We start from the raw sequence: 17278 nt of genomic DNA, 5'->3' as shown, positions 1-17278 counted from the left end.
TTGACACGTCGTCATTCCAGCCTCTCCAAAAAATCTAGTATCTTCAGGATCTTCGTTGTCGCTCTCTGTAACCCATTCTGTGCGGCCCCGCTGCGCCGAGAGACTTGAATCGCCGGCCTACCTTCAAACTGATGACCGTGCGTTACCGGAGCCTGGAACTCACGTCCATCCACACGCTTGATCTCAGCGCCAATGAAGATCGGATAGATGTCTGCATAGGGGTATTGAGCAGTGATGTGGAAGCCTACCCAGGTCATATGTGGGTTGTATTTTCCACCGACGGACACTGGTTCTACGATCACCATAGCCCCGCCATGGCCATCCTCTCGGATAGTCAGTTCTGCCGATGGAAACTGCCGCTTCAATTCTTCAATGCTCTTTGACACCTCCACCTTCATGGCTGCGACCTACGAGTTGTCATCCGGCGCGATGGCCGTAAACCGCATGTGGTTATGAAGGTGCTCTGTATCTGCGTCCCCTACGATGTTGCTGGTTCCGTTCGGATGCTCCAACTGCAATACAAAGTTTGGCTGGATCGCGACTCCTTGAGCGATTGCAGTGGTCTTGATCTGCGCACCAGTCGCCGAGTGCACATGGAATACAACTTGTTGTTCGTTCACCAAGACCGTCAATGGATGCTTTTCTTCCTTTTTGTCGTGTTTGTCCATCGCGAGTTTTCTCCTTGCTATTTAGGTTAATAGTTGCTAAGTTGCAACCAATCTACTAAACGCTATTTAGAAAGTCAATTGCTAATTTGCAATCACTCCATGGAGGCCGGTATGTCTCGGGAAAGCAAAGGGTTTGATGGGCGAGCGTTCTACAAGGTACTGGAGAGTACGGTGGGCGCCCGGCAGAAAACCTGGAAGCAGGTGGCGATGGAAACGGGCGTTAGCGCATCCACCCTCACACGAATGGCACAAGGACGTAGTCCTGATGCGGCAAGCCTAGCAGCTCTCTCTGCATGGGCGGGGCTTAATCCCTCAGACTTCGTGAAGGCTTCGTTCAAGAAGAAACAGCGACCAGAGGCGATCACACAAATTTCTTCGCTGTTAAGGACAGACCCAAATCTCGACAAAGATGCCGCGGAGGCAATGGACGCGATCATTCGAGCGGCGTACGAACGATTTAGGAGGGAAAAGAGGGACTAACAAAGAAACTAGCACTTCAACTGCCACAAGCGACTCTCAGCCGCGAGGGTCCGACGCTCCTCCACGATTCGAATAATTTCCGGAATGACTTCTTCTGTCATTCCCCTCTCAATACGTTCAACGGCGCTTGCTTCTACCGGCTTGAGTCCATCGATACCGTACACGTTATTCTCCTCACCTCTTTCGGTCTCCATTTGGTCTCCCCTGAGGGTCACTGCTGCTATTTGGGCGAAATGGGACTGAGGTTCTGAGCCATGCGGGTCAGGGCGGTCGTTTCCATGCCGGTTAGCTGAAGTTGATGGACGCCTGCGTGTCCAGAACCCACCCGCATCCGATCGAAGACAATAGCAGTTTTCCGGCCATGAAACAACCAGTATGGCAACAATTCCCGGAGGCTGGCGGTCGCATCCAAGACTACCCGGGCACTAATCTGCCCATTGCCCCAATCTGTAGCGGTTGCGATTTCCACTACCCAAACAAATTGGGCAAACGGCATAGACATAACGAGCGCCATTAACCGAGGATCAAACTCGGATTCGCGGCTGCGCATGAAGCTCCGGAACGAGGAACCGGTCGTGATGAAATATCTGACGTACGCCTCCTCTCTTTTCGGCAGGTCAACGAGGGACGCCCAATCAAAAAGGTTGGGTACGAGGCGGTCTACTGCGTCAGCCGGGTAATACACCTTCTCAGGAAGTGCCACAATGAATGCATCAATGTTCTGAGCAGAGTATCGCGGCTCCTTCGCCTTCGTTGCTCGATCGTGTGCAGAAATCGATAAGTAGGGAAGGTGATTATCGTCCACGACGACGAGCGATTTGACAGTCTCCCAGGCGTACCGCATGCCCTTATTGGTTCCTGGACCTGCTCCGCTCCAGTCGTATCCAACAACTGCAACCGCATGTCTCCGCTCGTGCATGGCTGCAAAGAGTGGAAAGCCTGAATCAACATAGGCATGCAATTGCCGATAGAAGGAATGGTCACTATTGTGTGTGCGCGCGACGTGGACGGGAAATGTGCCCGCGGCCTGAAAAACACGTTCAGCATGAGACACTTGTAGACCTTTCGAGGGCACGAGCCCGCCCGGGTTAAACTCTTGTGCCATCATGGTTATGTCGTGCACGAGAAATTCTCTATAGATGGAGTACCGCTCACTATAATGGCGCAGAATTGACCAACACGCCGCGTGCGCACAGACTGAGATATCGATGTGTTGGTCCATCGAGGGGAATCCTTGTAGCATCAACTTATAACCGAGGAGATGCACCTTGTGAGGTGACGTGATAACGGCGCCTTTCGCTCCACTTCGGACATTAGGTGATACGACGCTTCGACCAATCGTGGCCATCCCAGTAGGCCTCAATACCATGTAACCAAAGTAATGATCATCAAGCCTGCCATCTGGAGTTGAAAGTTTCAGTTTCTTTTCATCGAAGCTCACTGTTTCGTCAAAGAAGTGAAGCCGGACGCAGTCTGGTCGATAGGATTGGCCCTTCTTAGAATAAAGGCTGTAGTAAGTACTTCTGTAATCCTTATCGATATATCGATACTCAATCAGGATGCCCTTCACCGCGACGGAGATGCCATCCTGCAGGCGTCGGGCAACGCCTCCAGGATCATATTCGCTGGAAATTGCGGTGGTAATCTTTTGAAGGTCAGCGCTCGCGGTCAGCGGAATCCATTTGTAATGCAAGGTATTCTCCCGGCTGAAAACGACTGCCGCCCAGCTGAGGGGAGCAGAACGCTAATTCATTAGCCAGAGGAGAGTCAAGAGCATAAAGCGCAGCTACATACGGCGTGAGCCTCGTGTGTCAATCCCAACACGGGGGAAGCTGAGTGTGAGATCGGGCATGTCTCTTTCACTTCGTACGATACCATCCCGTTGCTCTAAGTTGTGATAGACGAGGAAGGTTTGATAAGGTCTGAGCTTCGCTGTGGTGGGAACTGTAATGGAAGGATCAATTTAATGGCCACCAACGATAAGCAAGTCATCTTTTCTCTCGTCAACGTCGGCAAGGTGTATCCGCCGAAGCGGCAGGTACTCCGCGAGATCTATCTGGGCTTCTACTACGGCGCCAAGATCGGCGTGCTGGGCTTGAACGGCTCGGGGAAGAGCTCGCTGCTGCGGATCATCGCCGGCGTGGATCAGAACTACACGGGCGAGATCAGCCGGTCCAAAGGCTACAGCATCGGCTTGCTCGAACAGGAGCCGCAGCTCGATCCCAACAAGACGGTCAAGGAGGTCGTCGAAGAGGGGCGTGCTGAAGTCATCGCGCTGCTGAAAGAATATGAAGAGGTCAGCAACAAGATCGGTGAAGTCGGCCCCGATGAAATGGAAAAGCTCATCGACAAGCAGGCGCAGATCCAAGAGAAGATCGAGGCGGCCAACGGTTGGGAATTGGAAAGCGAGCTGGAGATCGCCATGGACGCGCTGCGCTGTCCGCCGGCGGATCAAAAAGTCGGCACGCTCTCCGGCGGCGAAAAGCGCCGCGTGGCGCTCTGCCGGTTGATGATCCAGGAGCCGGATATCTTGTTGTTGGACGAGCCCACGAACCACCTGGATGCCGAGTCCGTGCAATGGTTGGAGCAGCACCTGCAGCAATACAAAGGCACGGTCATCGCCGTCACGCACGACCGGTACTTTTTGGACAACGTCGCCGGCTGGATCCTGGAGCTGGACCGCGGCCACGGGATTCCCTTCCAGGGGAACTACACGTCATGGCTCGAGCAGAAGAAAGACCGGCTGGAGAAAGAGGAAAAAGCCGAGTCCAAGCGCCGCAAGACGCTCGAGCACGAGCTGGAATGGATCCGGATGTCGCCGAAGGCGCGGCAGTCCAAAGGCAAGGCGCGCTTGAATCGCTACGAGGAGCTGGTCAATCAAAAGCAGGAGCAGGTCGCCGAGGATCTGGAAATCTACATTCCGCCCGGACCGCGGTTGGGCGATGTAGTAGTCGAAGCCAAGGGCATCAGCAAGGCCTTCGGTGACAATGTGCTGTATGAGAACGTGAACTTCAGCCTGCCCAAGGGCGGCATCGTCGGCGTGATCGGCCCGAACGGCGCCGGCAAGACGACGATGTTCAAAATGATCATCGGCAAGGAAAAGCCGGACGCCGGGACGATCAAGATCGGCGAAACCGTCAAGCTCGGCTACGTCGATCAAGACCGCAGCTTGGACGGCAACAAGACGGTGTATGAAGTGATCTCCGACGGACAGGAGACGATCAAGCTCGGCAAGGTGGAGGTCAACGCCCGCGGGTACTGCGCCCGCTTCAACTTCGCCGGGACCGATCAGCAAAAGAAAGTGAAGGACCTCTCCGGCGGCGAGCGGAATCGCGTGCATCTCGCCCGCATGCTGAAGGAAGGCGCGAACCTCATCATCCTCGACGAGCCGACGAACGATCTGGACGTCAACACGCTGCGCGCGCTCGAAGAAGGCCTGGAAAGTTTCGCCGGCTGCGCCGTCATCAGCAGCCACGACCGCTGGTTCCTCGACCGCATCGCGACGCATATCCTGGCCTTCGAAGGCGACAGCAAGGTCGTGTGGTTTGAGGGCAACTACAGCGAGTACGAAGCGGACCGGAAGAAGCGCCTCGGCAAGGAAGCGGATCAGCCGCATCGGATACGGTACAGGAAACTCACCCGCCAGTAGGCTTGTCGCCATGGCGCCTCTCGCCCTCGTTACCGGCGCAGCGGGACTCATCGGCCAGTATTTGCTGCGCAGCGCCCGGCGGTGGGCATCTGGATGGGACGTGCGCGGCCTCAGCCGGGCCGAGGTCGACCTCACCGACTTCCCCGCGGTGACCTCTCTGCTGCACTCTGCCAAGCCCGACGCGATCATTCACTGCGCCGCGTTGAGCCGGACGAAAGATTGCGAGCTGGACCCCGATCGAGCGCGGCGCATCAACGTCCAGGCGACGGCCCATCTCGCCGCCTCGGCGCGGGACATGCCGTTTATCTTCCTCTCCAGCGGCGAGGTCTTCGACGGACGACAGGGTTGGTATCGCGAAGCGGACGAGGCGCGACCGATCAACGTCTATGGGCAGACCAAGCTCGAAGCGGAACGAGTGGTCCTCGCGAATCCCCGTCATACCGTGCTACGCATCGTGCTCACGGCCGGCACGTCGCTCAACGGCGACCGCAGTTTCGTCGAAGACATGTGCCGGACGGCGCGGGCGGGAAAGGACGTGATGCTGTACGCGGACGAATACCGCTGCCCTTTGCCGGCCGGCGCGATCGCCCGCGCCGTCTGGGAATTGCTGGATCATGGACGATCGGGCCTCTTTCACCTCGGCGGCGGCGAACGACTCTCTCGGTGGGAGATCGGCGAGGCGTTGCTGCCCTGGTATCCGGAATTGAGCGGCCGGTTGATCAAAGGCTCCGCGCGCAATCATGCCGGAGCTCCGCGGCCGGCAGACCTATCGCTCCGCTGCGAGAAGATCCAAGCCCTGCTCTCCTTCCCGCTCCCGGGATTCCGCACATGGCTCGCGAGCCGATCGGAGCGCGGGGCGGATCTGTGGGATTATCCCCCTCCATGACGGTCGATCCTCTCAGGCTCGTGCTCGCGGCCTATCTCGCCATGGTGGTCTTCATGGCGGTGTTGTGGGCCGTGCAGCTGCGCCTGCGCAACGCCTCTATTGCGGATGTCGGCTGGTGTGCCGGTCTCATCGGGACGGTGTTGTGGTATGTGGGACAGGCCGCCGGCGAGGCCGAGCGAAAGTTGCTGGTCTCAATATTGGTGAGTCTGTACGCCGGGCGGCTCGGCTTCTATATTCTGTTCGATCGTGTCATCGGCAAGTCTGAAGATGCCCGCTATCGTCGGCTCCGGCAACAATGGGGTGAACGGGCCGGCCTGTTCATGTTCGGGTATTTCCAACTACAAGCGATCGCCGTGGCGGCCTTTTCGCTGCCGTTCCTCGTCGTCATTCAAAATCCCCGGCCGCCGTTCGGCTTGATCGAATTGGTCGGGGTGTTGATTTGGCTGGCAGCTGTCGCGGGGGAAGCGGCGGCGGATTGGCAGCTCGCGACGTTTCGGTCCAAGCCCTGGAATCGTGATCGGGTGTGCCGTGACGGCCTATGGTATTTCTCGCGTCACCCGAACTATTTCTTCGAATGGCTCCACTGGTGGAGCTACGTCGTGATGGCGCTCGGCGCGCCGGGCTGGCCGCTCACGCTGATCGGCCCGATCGGCATGGGGTGGGCGCTTACAAAAGTGACGGGGATTCCGCCGGCCGAGGAGCAGGGCGTGCGCAGCCGCGGTGACGACTATCGGGACTACCAGCGGACGACGAACGCCTTCTTTCCCTGGTTTCCGAAGCGGCCGTAATCAGCGATTGAGCGCGGCGAGTCTCGCTCTCGCCGTCTCCGCCTCCTTGCTGGAGGGATAAAGGCGGATCAGGTCTTCGTAGAGCTGCTTCGCGTGAGGCAGATTCATCTGCCGCTCTTCAAATTGGGCCGTCTCCAGCAACTCCTTGGCCTTGTCCCCGCTGCAGCCGGCGAGGAGCAGGGAGCCGGCCAGATACATCGTGGAAAGCCACCGCGTCATCATCCCCCCTCCTGCAGCCACCGTTGCCACCGGGTTTTCGCTCGAGGCGCCTGTCTGGTCTGATAGGACAGACCGCATAACTTATCCCAGTCGACGGTGACTTTGCCACGCGTCGTCGAGTGTTGCCACATCCAATTCTCGATCAAATGCAGGCAGGCATGGTCGATATGGCGCAGCGACTCGAACCGGACATGCAGGTCCGCGGAGGGCGGCACGGATTCCAGCGCCGCCGCCAGCCGCGGAAGGCTGACGAAGGTGGCAATGCCGCGCAGGTGCAAGGTGAACCGTCCGCTGTCCGGATCATGCGCAAACTGGGTTTCGAGATTCTGAGTGGTATAGAGCAGCTTGGCGGTCGCCAGGCACAGGCCCACGAGCACGCCGGTCAGGAGATTGGTGCAGACGATCGTCCCCATGGTGGTCAGGAAGATCAGCACTTCGCTCCGCCCGTGGCGGCGCAGATCGCGCACGATGTCGAAGTCCATCAGCTTGTAGCCGGTATAGACCAGCACCGCTCCCAAACTGGCCGTCGGAATGAGACGGAGGGCGAACGGCAGCAGCGCGACGAACAGCAGCAGCCACCCTCCATGCAAGATGGCCGAGAAGCGGCTCCGCGCGCCCGCTTCGACGTTCGCCGCGCTCCGCACGATCACGCCCGTCATCGGCAGCACGCCCAGCAGCCCGCAGAGCGTATTGCCCACGCCCTGCGCGGCCAGCTCACGGTTATATCTCGTGCGCGGACCCGTGTGGAGTTGATCGACCGCCGTGGCCGACAGCAGCGTTTCCACACTGGCGATGAACGCCAGCCCGAACGCTTCGGCCAGCACGGTGGTGTCCAACAGATGGGCCAGTTGTTCGGTAGTCGGTACATGCAGCACCCAGAACAGATTGTCCTTCACGACCACATGGCTCACCGGCAGATCGAAGACGGTCGCGACCAAGGTCGAGGCGCTCACGCCGAGCAGCACGCCCGGCAGCACTTTCCAGCGGCCTTTGACGAAGGTGGTCCACACGACGATGCAGGCGATGGTCAGTATTCCAAGCCAGGCCGCTTCCTGATGGCTGGTGGGCACGTCCGAATCCGGAAGGAGCCCCTTCAACACGGCGCCCGGGAGCGTCGCGATATTCGCCAGGCCGCCGCCCTTCGGCGCGTCGTCGATCATGATATGGAATTGACTCGCGAAGATGAGCGCGCCGATGCCGGCCAGCATGCCGTGCACGACGGCCGGCGAGACCGCCCTGAACCACTGCCCGCACTGCAGCCACGCCGCGAGCAACTGGATCAGTCCGGCCGCCAAGACGATCACGCCCAATCCCTCGAAGCCGTGCGTCTGAATCAGCTCCCAGACGATCACCGTCAAGCCGGCCGCCGGTCCGCTGACTTGCAGCGGGCAGCCGGCCAGCCAACCCACCACCAGGCCGCCGATGATGCCCGTCATGATGCCGGCGCCAGGGGGAGCCCCGGACGCGACGGCGATCCCCATACAGAGGGGCAAGGCCACGAGAAACACGACGAAGGAGGGGAAGAGATCCCGGTGAATGTCCTGCCAATGAACCGGCATGCATTGTCCTCGGTCACTTGGTCGAGTCCGAGGCTTCACTGTAGTGGATCGATGAGGAGCGCCAAAGGAAATTGCAAGAAGCCGGCGCGATGAGCGCTACGGAGAAGGGTCGATGCCGTATCTCGGCGAAGTGATCTGTTCGCCCTTGCATCGCGGGCAGCGGCTCGGCCGCGTGAGTTTCCGGCGGTCGCGGAAGACGTACCCGCAGTCCGGGCAGCTGGACGGTTCAAGGACAAAGCGCCGGGCGGGATCGCGGGCCAGCGTTTTGGCGACGTGGATCAGATGGTCTTCGACGTGGCGCTCGGGGATGCCGAGCATCTGCGCCAGCTGGTGGCTCGCGAGCCTGGTCCCGGTCAACAGCTCGATAAGGCGCTGCCGCGGCGTGCGTTCGATGAAAGACACGAGGGCCATTATCGTACGGCACGGCCCAGGGGCGATGCAAAACTTTCTTTGGGCCGGTGAAGAAAAGATTGATCGCCGTCTACGCACTCTGCCAGCATCGGGGGGAACCTATCGCGGAGGGTCCGATGAAAGTCCTCGCCGTCCATCCAGGGCCGTTGATGTACACCAAAATCTACCTGCGCTTGGAGCCGCTCGGGCTGGAGCTCGTCGCGGAAGCCGCGCGGAGAGCCGGCCATGACGTGCGTCTGTTGGACCTGCAAGTGGAAGGGCATCGTGACTATCTGCGTATGATCCATGAGTGGGATCCCGACGTCGTGCTCCTTTCCTGTAACTATTTGGCCAACGTGCCGGAGCTCGTCGATCTCGCCAAGGTGACCAAGAGCCGCCATCCGGATACGTTCATTGCCGTCGGCGGACACAGCGCATCATTCGTCGCGAAAGAATTCCTCGACCACGGCGAAGGCGCCATCGACTGCGTGCTGAAGGGCGAAGGTGAAGCAAGCATCGCGGCGCTTCTACGCGCCGTAGAAGCGGATCGGGCGTCCGTCCATCGCGTGCCGGGTGCCGCCACGGCGGCCGGCGAGGGTCCGCCCGCGCAAACCGTCCACAGCCTCGACGATCTGCGCCCCGCGCGCGACCTCCTCCGCCATCGGCGCAAGTACTTCATCGGCGTGCTGGACCCCTGCGCCTCGATCGAATTCGCCCGGGGATGTCCGTGGGACTGCTCCTTTTGCAGCGCCTGGACGTTTTACGGGCGCAGCTACCGGGTCGTGACACCGGAGAAAGCGGTGGAGGATCTTCAGCGGACGACCGAACCGGGGATTTTCATCGTCGATGACGTCGCGTTCATCCAAGCCCAGCATGGGATGGCGATCGGCGACGCCATCGCAAGAAAGGGCATCAAGAAAGAGTACTATCTCGAAACACGCGGCGACGTGCTGCTCCGCAACAAAGAGGTGTTCCAGTTCTGGAAAAAGCTGGGCCTCCAATACATGTTTCTCGGCGTGGAAGCCATCGACGAAGCCGGGCTGAAAATGCACCGCAAGCGCATTTCACTGGGCCGCAATTTCGAAGCGCTGAAATATGCGCGGTCGATGGGCATCACCGTCGCCATCAATCTGATCGCCGATCCCTCGTGGGACCGGCAGCGCTTCGAGGTCGTGCGCCAGTGGTGCCTCGAGATTCCGGAGATTGTGAATATCAGCGTGAACACGCCCTATCCAGGCACGGAAAGCTGGCACACGGAGACCAGGCCGTTTCAAACGCGCGATTATCGGCTCTATGATATTCAGCACGCCGTTCTACCGACGACGCTCCCGCTTCCGGAGTTCTATGCGGAGTTGGTCAAGACGCAGCAGATCCTCAACAAAAAGCATCTCGGCTGGACCGCGCTCAAAAGCACCGCCAAGATCGCGGCGGGGCATCTCCTGCGCGGGCAAACGAACTTCGTGAAGATGCTGTGGAAGTTCAACAGCGTCTACAATCCCGCGCTGCAAATGGCCGATCACCGCCGCCCGGTCGTGTATGAGATGACGTTGCCGCCGCGGCACAACGGCAAAGTGAAGGGGAAGGAGCTGTTCATCTTGCCCGCGAAAGGCCGACACAGCCGCGCCATCGACGATGCAACGGAACAGTTCGTCGACGCGTCGCGCATGGGCACCGCGGTGTAACGCGACCGGTCTTGAAACGCTCGGGGCGCCTTATTTCGGCGGGGATGCGGCGGCATCGGGCTCATCCGCCAGTTTCAAGATGAGCGTCGTCTCTTCTTGGCACCTGCTCATGACCATGCCGCAGTTGGCTTTCATCCTCTTTTTGGCCACGACATCGGAATTGGCCACCGGAGTCCAGCCTCCGATCTCGTAGCCTTGCCGGCCTTGCGTCCATATGAATGTCTTGAAGCGCGTCACGTTGAACGCCGCGCGCCATCCCCCGCCTTTTGAAGCGACATGCGCGTCACCGCCTTGGACCCCTTGCGACTCAAGCAACTCCCTCAACTTTGGCGGTGTACTGCCGCTCGTACAATGGGTCTCGGCCACTTCCTCCGTTTGCCCGGGAAGAATAATGAGTTTCACGGCAAACGGCTCGGGGTCGAGGCTGATCGAGCCTCCGTTCACATGAAAGGTGGTGGTGCCGGTGCCCTGGATGCGGATTTCGCACTGAGCCGGCTGAGTCGTGGTGCGAGTCTCGTAGCGCATGACCCCTTCCCCCACCCATTGGCCGTCGTCCTCCCTGCGCCGGAGCGGGACGGTGGCCTCGACATGGGCATCGAACCCGTTCGAACTCAATTGCATGCCGAATTGGGGATGCATGAAATTCATCGGCTCCTGAACGATGTGCGACTTGAATTCAAGGACATAAGCAGAAGGAGCCAATTCCCATTCTCCGTCCTTCGCTTCCGCGACGCCTGCGCGGGATTTGGCGCTGACCCGGAATCCACTGTGCTGAACTTTCGTTGCCGGAGCCTGGTAGGTAAACGTCGCGGGTCTATTGAGCTGCGACTCATCCTCCCTCGGCGACACGCGACCGTTGCCTTCCCTGGGCCGCTCTTTCGCCGCCTGGAATTTCGCCGGAACGAACGCCTGCTCCTTTTTGGTCCGCAGTTCCGTCTTCACCGGCGTTGATTCGTTTGGGACGAACTTTTTGGTTTTGGTGGGTGGGGTGAAGATGATTTCGACACAAGTATTGGCTGTGGTCCATTCCCCTTCCGCAGCCAGGTAGAACGGGCCCGAGAATATCGTCACGGCCAACAGCAATGTGTTCATGGCGTCACTTTGCGCCTCACCCGCCAGCGCAGAGTCCCATTCCGAGACCGACCAATTGGAAAACTCCGACGGCATGCCCCCCGCCCGCCGATCGGGCACGAACCGGACATGCTGGCGCTGATGCGCAAATGAGGTCGGCCTATTCGTTCCTCCACGCGCGATCACGAGTGCCGCATCGAGGTCGACGTATTGCAGCATGGCATCATCGTCGACGCGGCCTTTTAAAGTGGCATGAATGCTTCGGGCGTTGTACTCCGTTCGAACGGTATTGGAATAGTTGATCGTCTGGTCCACGATCAGCGAAAATTCATAGTCTCCTTCGACAATGTAGGCGCCTTCTTTGCCCGGTGCGGGGCATTTCTTGGCATAGCCGCCATTGATGAGCGAGAAGCCCTTGCGGTCGCCGGCTGTTTCCGGCGTAGCGCCTTCCTCGACCCTCCACTCCCGGACTTTCCTGCCGACCGCATCGGGAGGGATGGGCATGTTTACTTGGCCCTTCGTGACGGTATACCCCTCCCGTTCTCCTCCCGGCGCCGTTGCCTGCGCCAGTTGAAAGGACCCCTGGGATGGTCCTCCGGCCAATAGAAGGCTCGGTGTGCGAATGGGCTCATCGAGGCTGCTCTTTCGCGCGGGCACCGGCGAGGGACAATCGGCGACATTCGGGCCGAGCTGTGCTTTGAAGTTGTCAAACAACTGCCGGTCCAATGATCGTGCAACAGACTCGGCCCGTGACCCCAGCGATTGCTTGAGCGCCTGTCCTTCGGGGCCGGCAAAGAGTTGTCCGCTGCCGAGGCCTTGGACGAGGCTCAACAGGACCTCACAGGGGCCTTTGACGCCTTTGAATACTCGCAGCGACTCCGGCTTGACCGGCACCGTCTTCCACGCACCCTTTTCATTCGGCCCCGGTTCGAGCGGAGGTAATTGGATTGGCGGTGGGCCCGGTTCAATCGATTCGGCAATCGACGCAGCCTGGGGGCCGCTGGGAGGCGTAGCCGGTCCGGTGTAGACCTTCTTCGGATCGTACTCCGGCGGATTCGACGAAGGCAGGTGCTTGTCGCCTCCACAACTTGACGCGAGGCACAGGACAAAGAGGACGACGAGCGTGCGGCATGGCATCGGTGGCCCCTCCCTCGCGGGACACCCAAGGCGGCTGAACGGCCGCCATGCTAGCCGACCGATCTGGATTCTTCAATCACCGTCTAGCAGGCTGTTGAAAAAGGCCGCCCGCGGCGTTCTCGCGTCGCTCAAGGCCTAAATGCGGAGCGGCGCGTCTTGGCGCGCCGGGGTGGGCGGGTGAGAATGAGGCCTTTTTGAACAGCCAGCGGGCTCTTCCAGGAAAGGTCTCAGACCCTCCACCGTCCTGCTTTCCCGCAGGTCCCAAATAGTTTGCCAACATCCGCTATGAAGCGGCCCGTTGCTATTTCAGTCGTCGTCGCCTACAATCCGTCCCGCTTGCGAGGCCACGATGCGCGCTGCAGTCTTGTCCTTGCTCCTCAGCCTTCCGCTGACGGCGTACGCCGGCAATATCAAAGACACGGATCTCATCACGAGCAACACGTTTTTCCTGCCGCCCAGCAACCAGAAGACCGTGTTCATCCAGACCCGGAACTCGTCCGACAACCAAGACGTCTCGTTCCACGATTTGGGAGCGCGATTGATCGCCAAGGGCTATCAGATTGTCGAGGATCCCGCCGCCGCGCATTACGTCGTGCTGGCCAACATCGTGTATTGCAACATCACGAAACCGGAGATGCCGGTTGAAAGCATCGTGGCGAGCGGGTACGGGGGCGGATTCGGCTCATCGATGATGGGGGGACTTCAGAGTTTATCCGGCATGGCGAGCATGGCGGGACCACAGGGCGCCATGGCGGGAGCGGCTGCTTCCATGGGCTTGAGCGCGATCGAAGGGATCGGCAGCGCCGTCGGGAGCCTGTTCAGCTCGTCGTCCGGGCCCAAGATGCCGGACGACGTGAACTATGCCTGCGTGGCCGACGTGCAAATCACCGAACAGGCCGTCTCCCCCGTTCCAGCCGGGATGAAGACAGGAACGGGGCAGCAAGCCGGCGTGTATCAGACGAGACTGGCTGCCGACGTGCATCAGAAGAAGCTGAACGAGAAGGAAGCGACGCCGTTGCTGCAACAGAAGCTCAGCGCGGCGGTGGCAGGAAACTTTTGATGAATCTATTTCTGTTGCTCCTGCTCCTGCTGGTCACCGGCTGTTCCAATGTCATCCGCTCGGGGCTCATGAACAGCAACACCGTCTTCCTCGATCCCAATACGAATCGCACGGCCTATCTCCAATTGCGCAATGCCTCCGAGAACCAGCAAGTGTCGCTCACCGGCATCGAGCCCAAGCTGACCGCCAAAGGCTATCAACTGAAGAGCGATCCGGAACAGGCGAACTATTGGATTCAAGCCAAGGTGATCTACTGCCACAAGGCCGCAGAGGATGTCACGCCGGAAAGCGTGGCGAAGGCCGGTCCCGGCGCCGGCATCAGCAGCGGCGGAACCCCGATGGCCCCGGCGGACGACCCCATGGCCGGCATGCCGGACATGAGCGCGCTGATGCGGCAGATGAGCGGCATGCGGGGGATGGGCGGCATGGGCTTTCCCGGCATGCAGCCGCCCGCGAGGGAAGAAGGCGTGACCTATCTGTGTGTCGCCGACGTGCAAATCACCGATCGGAAACTGGGCAAGGCGATCGGTCAGCCGGCGGGAACCTCCGTGTCGAGCGGCGCGAAGGTGCAACAGATGCGGATGGTCGGTCACGTGCGGCAGAAGGATTTGGACATTCCGGAAGCGACACCGATCATTCAAGAGAAGATCTCCACCGGCATCGCCGGATTGTTTTAGGCGACGCATTCGCTCGCTGCCCTCTCCGTTCCGCCTCCCGTCCTGTTATACTAACGTCACTCGACAGTCGGTCTTACCATCACTTCGCGACACGATGACGGCTCCTTCTTGGGATGAATACGCCGAACTCGCGCTCACGCGCATCGCCGCGTCGGGCGCCGAGTACGGCGACATCCGGATTCAGCACGGCTCCACGCAGACGGTCTGCGGCGAAGACCGGCGCATCGCGTCCGTTCGCGATGCGGAAGATGTGGGGTTCGGGGTTCGGGTGCTCTACCACGGCGGATGGGGATTCGCCGCCAGTTCCATCCTTTCGCTGGAAGAAGTGCCGCGGGTCGCCGACTTGGCCGTCGAGATCGCGAAGGGCTCGGCGTCGGTGGTCATCGAAAAAGTGCGGTTGGCCGAGGAGCCGGTCCATCGCGACCGGGTCGTCACGGCCTACCGCATCGATCCGTTCAGCGTGCCGCTGGAGAAAAAAGCGGATCTGCTGCTCAGCACGATGGAAGCGCTGCATCGGCAGGCGGGCATCGCACGCAGCAGCGCGACACTGTGGGCGCGGCGCGACCGGAAACTTTTCGTGTCGACGGAAGGCAGCCGTCTGGAATTCGATCTGCTGGCGGGTCACGGCGAGTGCACGGCGACGGCGCTCCACGAGGGCCGGTTTGCGTCGCGGAGCTTCAACACGCCGCACTTGCGCACCGGGTATGAATTGATCGAGTCCGCCGATTTCCTCCGCGAAGCGGCCCGCGTCGCCGAGGAGGCGATGGAGAAGGTCCGCGCGCCGCTGGTGACGCCCGGTCTGTACGATCTGGTGCTCGACCCGGAGCATCTGTCGCTCACCATGCACGAGTCCTGCGGCCACCCGAGCGAGCTCGACCGTGCGTTGGGCTACGAAGCGAATTACGCCGGCACCAGTTTTCTGACGCCCGACAAGCGAGGCCACTTCCGTTACGGCTCGCCGCATGTCAATCTCGTCGCCGACAATACGGAACCGGAGACACTGGCGGCGACCGGCTATGACGACGACGGCGTGGCCTGCCAGAAGTGGGACATCGTCCGGGACGGGATCTTCGTCGGCTACTGCACCAACCGTGAAGTCGCGCCGAAGATCGGCGAGGCGCGCTCGCGCGGGTCCAATCGCACCGACGGCTGGGGGTCGGTCCCGATCGTCCGCATCGCCAACATCGGCCTGGAGCCCGGCTCCGCGACCCTCGAGGAACTCATCGGCGACGTGGAGCGCGGCATTTACATCGAAGGCCATGGGTCCTACAGCATCGACCAGCGGCGCTACAACTTTCAGTTCGGCGGCGACGCGTTCTGGCTGATCGAGCGCGGCAAACGCACTCACATGCTCCGCGACGTCATTTATCACGGGATCACGCCGGAGTTCTGGAACAGCTGCGACGGCGTGGCCGATCGCAGCTACCGGCGGCGCTACGGCTTCATCACGTGCGGCAAGGGCCAGCCGGGGCAAGCCGGCTGGATGTCCCATCCGGCCGCCCATGCGCGGTTCCGAAACGTCCGCGTCATGCAAGGCGAGGGCCGATGACGAGCGTGGCGACCGCCAAGGCGTGGCCCAAGATGACCGGTCGGGAGGAATTCGCCTTCCTCGCCGATCTCGTGCTCACGCGGTCGAGCGGCGACGACACGCTCGTGACCCTGCACGACCAGCACGTCGGCACCACGCGGTTTGCGAACAATCAAATCATCCAAAACGTCAACACCCGACGCGGCACGCTGAGCATTACGGTCGCATTGGGGCGGAAGCGGGGCACGGCCAGCACGACCGACTTCACCGCCGGATCGATCCAGGAGACCTTGGCCCGCGCCGAGCGCATCGCCCGCTTGTCCCCGGAAGATCCGGAATACCTGCCGCCGCCCCCGCCGACGGCGTTTCCTGCGCGGCCGACCGCGCGCCCCGAGACGGCGGCCGCCGGCCCGGCGCGCCGGCTGGAATATGCCAACGAGGCCATCGGCCATTGCCGGATGGAAAACATGATGGCCGCCGGCATCGTGGCATCCTCCACGGCGTCCGTCGGCGTCGCGGCGAGCAATCAGCTCTTCGCCTACGAGGAACGGACCGACGCCCGATTCAGCGTGACGGTGCAAGCGGGCGACGCGACCGGATGGAGCGCGGCGGCCCACCGGTCCATCGATCATCTGCGCATTCAGGAGCGGACATTGGCGGCGATCCATAAAGCCAAGCTCGGCCGCGACCCGCGGGACTTGGCGCCGGGCCGTTATCCGGTGATCCTCGAACCGGCCGCCGTGGCGGGGCTGTGGACCGGCCTCATCTGGTCGCTGGACGCCAAGTCCTACGACAAGGGGACCAGTCCCTTTGCCCAGCAGCTCGGCCGGCGGATCGTGGATGAGCGGCTGACGCTGCAAAACCTGCCCGGACACGCCGATCTACTCGGCGTCGGCTTTACGTCGGAGGGTGTGCCGAGCGAAGCGGCGGTGTGGATCGACCGCGGCGTGCTCCGGCAGCTCTCGTACGACCGGTACACCGCCGCCGTGCACCGCCTCACGGCGATTCCGACATTGGAGGCGCCGTCGCTGTCGGTGGCGGGCGCCGCCCGCGACCGCGTGCAGGACGTCGTCAAGCAGGCGGATCGCGCGATTCTCGTCACCAATTTCTGGTACATCCGGACGGTGAATCCCACCGATTTGACGCTCACCGGCATGACCAGAGATGGGACGTTCCTGATCGAAAAAGGTGAAATCGTCGCGGCGGTGAAGAACTTCCGCTTTCATGAGAGTCCCTTACGGGCATTCCAGCACCTGGACGCCTGGACGGTGCCGCTCGAAGCGGTGACCTCCGAGACGGGCAAGATGCTGGTGCCGGCCGTGGCCTTGCCCGAGTTTCACTTTTCCAGCGCGACCCGTTTCTAGCCCGTCCTCGTCGGCCGGCCGCCGCCTATCCGATGAAAAACATTGACTCTTGCTCACGGCAGGAGTAGAGAAACGATGTTTCTGCGCGTGCCCACTGGGGGTTGCGCCTGTGTCTTCCGC

At 60.9% G+C, this 17278-nt stretch carries 16 protein-coding genes; 9 read left to right on the top strand and 7 right to left on the bottom strand.

Annotation, left to right across the window (positions count from 1 at the left end; all coding sequences use genetic code 11):
- Nucleotides 1-11: 11 nt before the first annotated feature.
- Both NITMOv2_RS22215 and NITMOv2_RS22210 read right to left on the bottom strand, forming a co-directional pair.
- Nucleotides 12-398, bottom strand: coding sequence for a hypothetical protein (locus tag NITMOv2_RS22215; protein WP_053381907.1), 387 nt, complete (start codon nt 396-398; stop codon nt 12-14).
- A gap of 9 nt (nt 399-407) precedes the next feature.
- Nucleotides 408-668 carry a multiubiquitin domain-containing protein gene (locus NITMOv2_RS22210; RefSeq protein ID WP_053381906.1) on the bottom strand — a complete coding sequence of 87 codons (261 nt, stop codon included), beginning with the start codon at nt 666-668 and terminating at the stop codon, nt 408-410.
- Nucleotides 669-779: 111 nt separating this feature from the next.
- Between NITMOv2_RS22210 and NITMOv2_RS22205 the strand changes: the two genes are divergently transcribed.
- On the top strand, nt 780-1148 hold the full coding sequence (locus tag NITMOv2_RS22205; RefSeq protein ID WP_053381905.1) for a hypothetical protein: 369 nt from the start codon (nt 780-782) through the stop codon (nt 1146-1148).
- Nucleotides 1149-1368: 220 nt separating this feature from the next.
- On the opposite strand, the gene NITMOv2_RS22195 is transcribed toward NITMOv2_RS22205, so the two are convergent.
- Nucleotides 1369-2841: a hypothetical protein gene (locus NITMOv2_RS22195; RefSeq protein WP_053381903.1), complete on the bottom strand. Its 1473-nt coding sequence runs from the start codon at nt 2839-2841 to the stop codon at nt 1369-1371.
- A 273-nt stretch (nt 2842-3114) separates the two neighbouring features.
- On the opposite strand from NITMOv2_RS22195, the gene ettA reads away from it, so the two are divergent.
- Genes ettA through NITMOv2_RS22180 form a run of 3 tightly spaced genes read left to right on the top strand, consistent with a single transcriptional unit; the run spans nt 3115 to nt 6471 of the window.
- Entirely contained in the window at nt 3115-4797 is a 1683-nt protein-coding gene (ettA, locus tag NITMOv2_RS22190; protein ID WP_053381902.1) for an energy-dependent translational throttle protein EttA, read from the top strand.
- A 10-nt stretch (nt 4798-4807) separates the two neighbouring features.
- Complete coding sequence (locus NITMOv2_RS22185) at nt 4808-5683, top strand: SDR family oxidoreductase (protein WP_053381901.1); 876 nt, start codon at nt 4808-4810, stop codon at nt 5681-5683.
- On the top strand, nt 5680-6471 hold the full coding sequence (locus tag NITMOv2_RS22180) for a DUF1295 domain-containing protein (RefSeq protein ID WP_053381900.1): 792 nt from the start codon (nt 5680-5682) through the stop codon (nt 6469-6471). Before NITMOv2_RS22185 ends, NITMOv2_RS22180 begins: the two co-directional genes overlap by 4 nt.
- Here NITMOv2_RS22180 and NITMOv2_RS22175 read toward each other — a convergent pair whose 3' ends face one another.
- The 3 genes from NITMOv2_RS22175 to NITMOv2_RS22165 form a co-directional block, all read right to left on the bottom strand.
- On the bottom strand, nt 6472-6693 hold the full coding sequence (locus NITMOv2_RS22175) for an outer membrane protein assembly factor BamD (RefSeq protein ID WP_238590423.1): 222 nt from the start codon (nt 6691-6693) through the stop codon (nt 6472-6474). It abuts the gene before it with no gap.
- A complete protein-coding gene (locus NITMOv2_RS22170; protein WP_053381899.1) occupies nt 6690-8249 on the bottom strand; it encodes a SulP family inorganic anion transporter in 1560 nt (519 codons plus the stop codon). Before NITMOv2_RS22170 ends, NITMOv2_RS22175 begins: the two co-directional genes overlap by 4 nt.
- A 96-nt stretch (nt 8250-8345) precedes the next feature.
- Nucleotides 8346-8660, bottom strand: a complete 315-nt coding sequence (locus NITMOv2_RS22165) for a transcriptional regulator (RefSeq protein ID WP_053381898.1) — start codon at nt 8658-8660, stop codon at nt 8346-8348.
- Nucleotides 8661-8776: 116 nt separating this feature from the next.
- Between NITMOv2_RS22165 and hpnR the strand changes: the two genes are divergently transcribed.
- Entirely contained in the window at nt 8777-10321 is a 1545-nt protein-coding gene (hpnR, locus tag NITMOv2_RS22160; RefSeq protein WP_053381897.1) for a hopanoid C-3 methylase HpnR, read from the top strand.
- A 30-nt stretch (nt 10322-10351) separates the two neighbouring features.
- On the opposite strand, the gene NITMOv2_RS22155 is transcribed toward hpnR, so the two are convergent.
- Nucleotides 10352-12529, bottom strand: a complete 2178-nt coding sequence (locus NITMOv2_RS22155) for a hypothetical protein (RefSeq protein WP_053381896.1) — start codon at nt 12527-12529, stop codon at nt 10352-10354.
- 349 nt (nt 12530-12878) lie between these two features.
- On the opposite strand from NITMOv2_RS22155, the gene traT (NITMOv2_RS22150) reads away from it, so the two are divergent.
- The 4 genes from traT (NITMOv2_RS22150) (at nt 12879) to NITMOv2_RS22135 (ending at nt 17158) form a co-directional block, all read left to right on the top strand.
- Complete coding sequence (gene traT, locus NITMOv2_RS22150; protein WP_053381895.1) at nt 12879-13589, top strand: complement resistance protein TraT; 711 nt, start codon at nt 12879-12881, stop codon at nt 13587-13589.
- Entirely contained in the window at nt 13589-14266 is a 678-nt protein-coding gene (gene traT, locus NITMOv2_RS22145) for a complement resistance protein TraT (RefSeq protein WP_053381894.1), read from the top strand. Before traT (NITMOv2_RS22150) ends, traT (NITMOv2_RS22145) begins: the two co-directional genes overlap by 1 nt.
- A gap of 94 nt (nt 14267-14360) precedes the next feature.
- Nucleotides 14361-15815 carry a TldD/PmbA family protein gene (locus tag NITMOv2_RS22140; protein WP_053381893.1) on the top strand — a complete coding sequence of 485 codons (1455 nt, stop codon included), beginning with the start codon at nt 14361-14363 and terminating at the stop codon, nt 15813-15815.
- Nucleotides 15812-17158: a TldD/PmbA family protein gene (locus NITMOv2_RS22135; protein ID WP_053381892.1), complete on the top strand. Its 1347-nt coding sequence runs from the start codon at nt 15812-15814 to the stop codon at nt 17156-17158. The genes NITMOv2_RS22140 and NITMOv2_RS22135 overlap by 4 nt, the downstream gene beginning before the upstream one ends.
- Nucleotides 17159-17278: the final 120 nt, after the last annotated feature.

This window comes from Nitrospira moscoviensis (genome assembly GCF_001273775.1).
In the GTDB taxonomy this organism is placed as follows: Bacteria; Nitrospirota; Nitrospiria; order Nitrospirales; family Nitrospiraceae; genus Nitrospira_D; species Nitrospira_D moscoviensis.
This window is presented reverse-complemented; position numbering and strand designations above follow the sequence as displayed.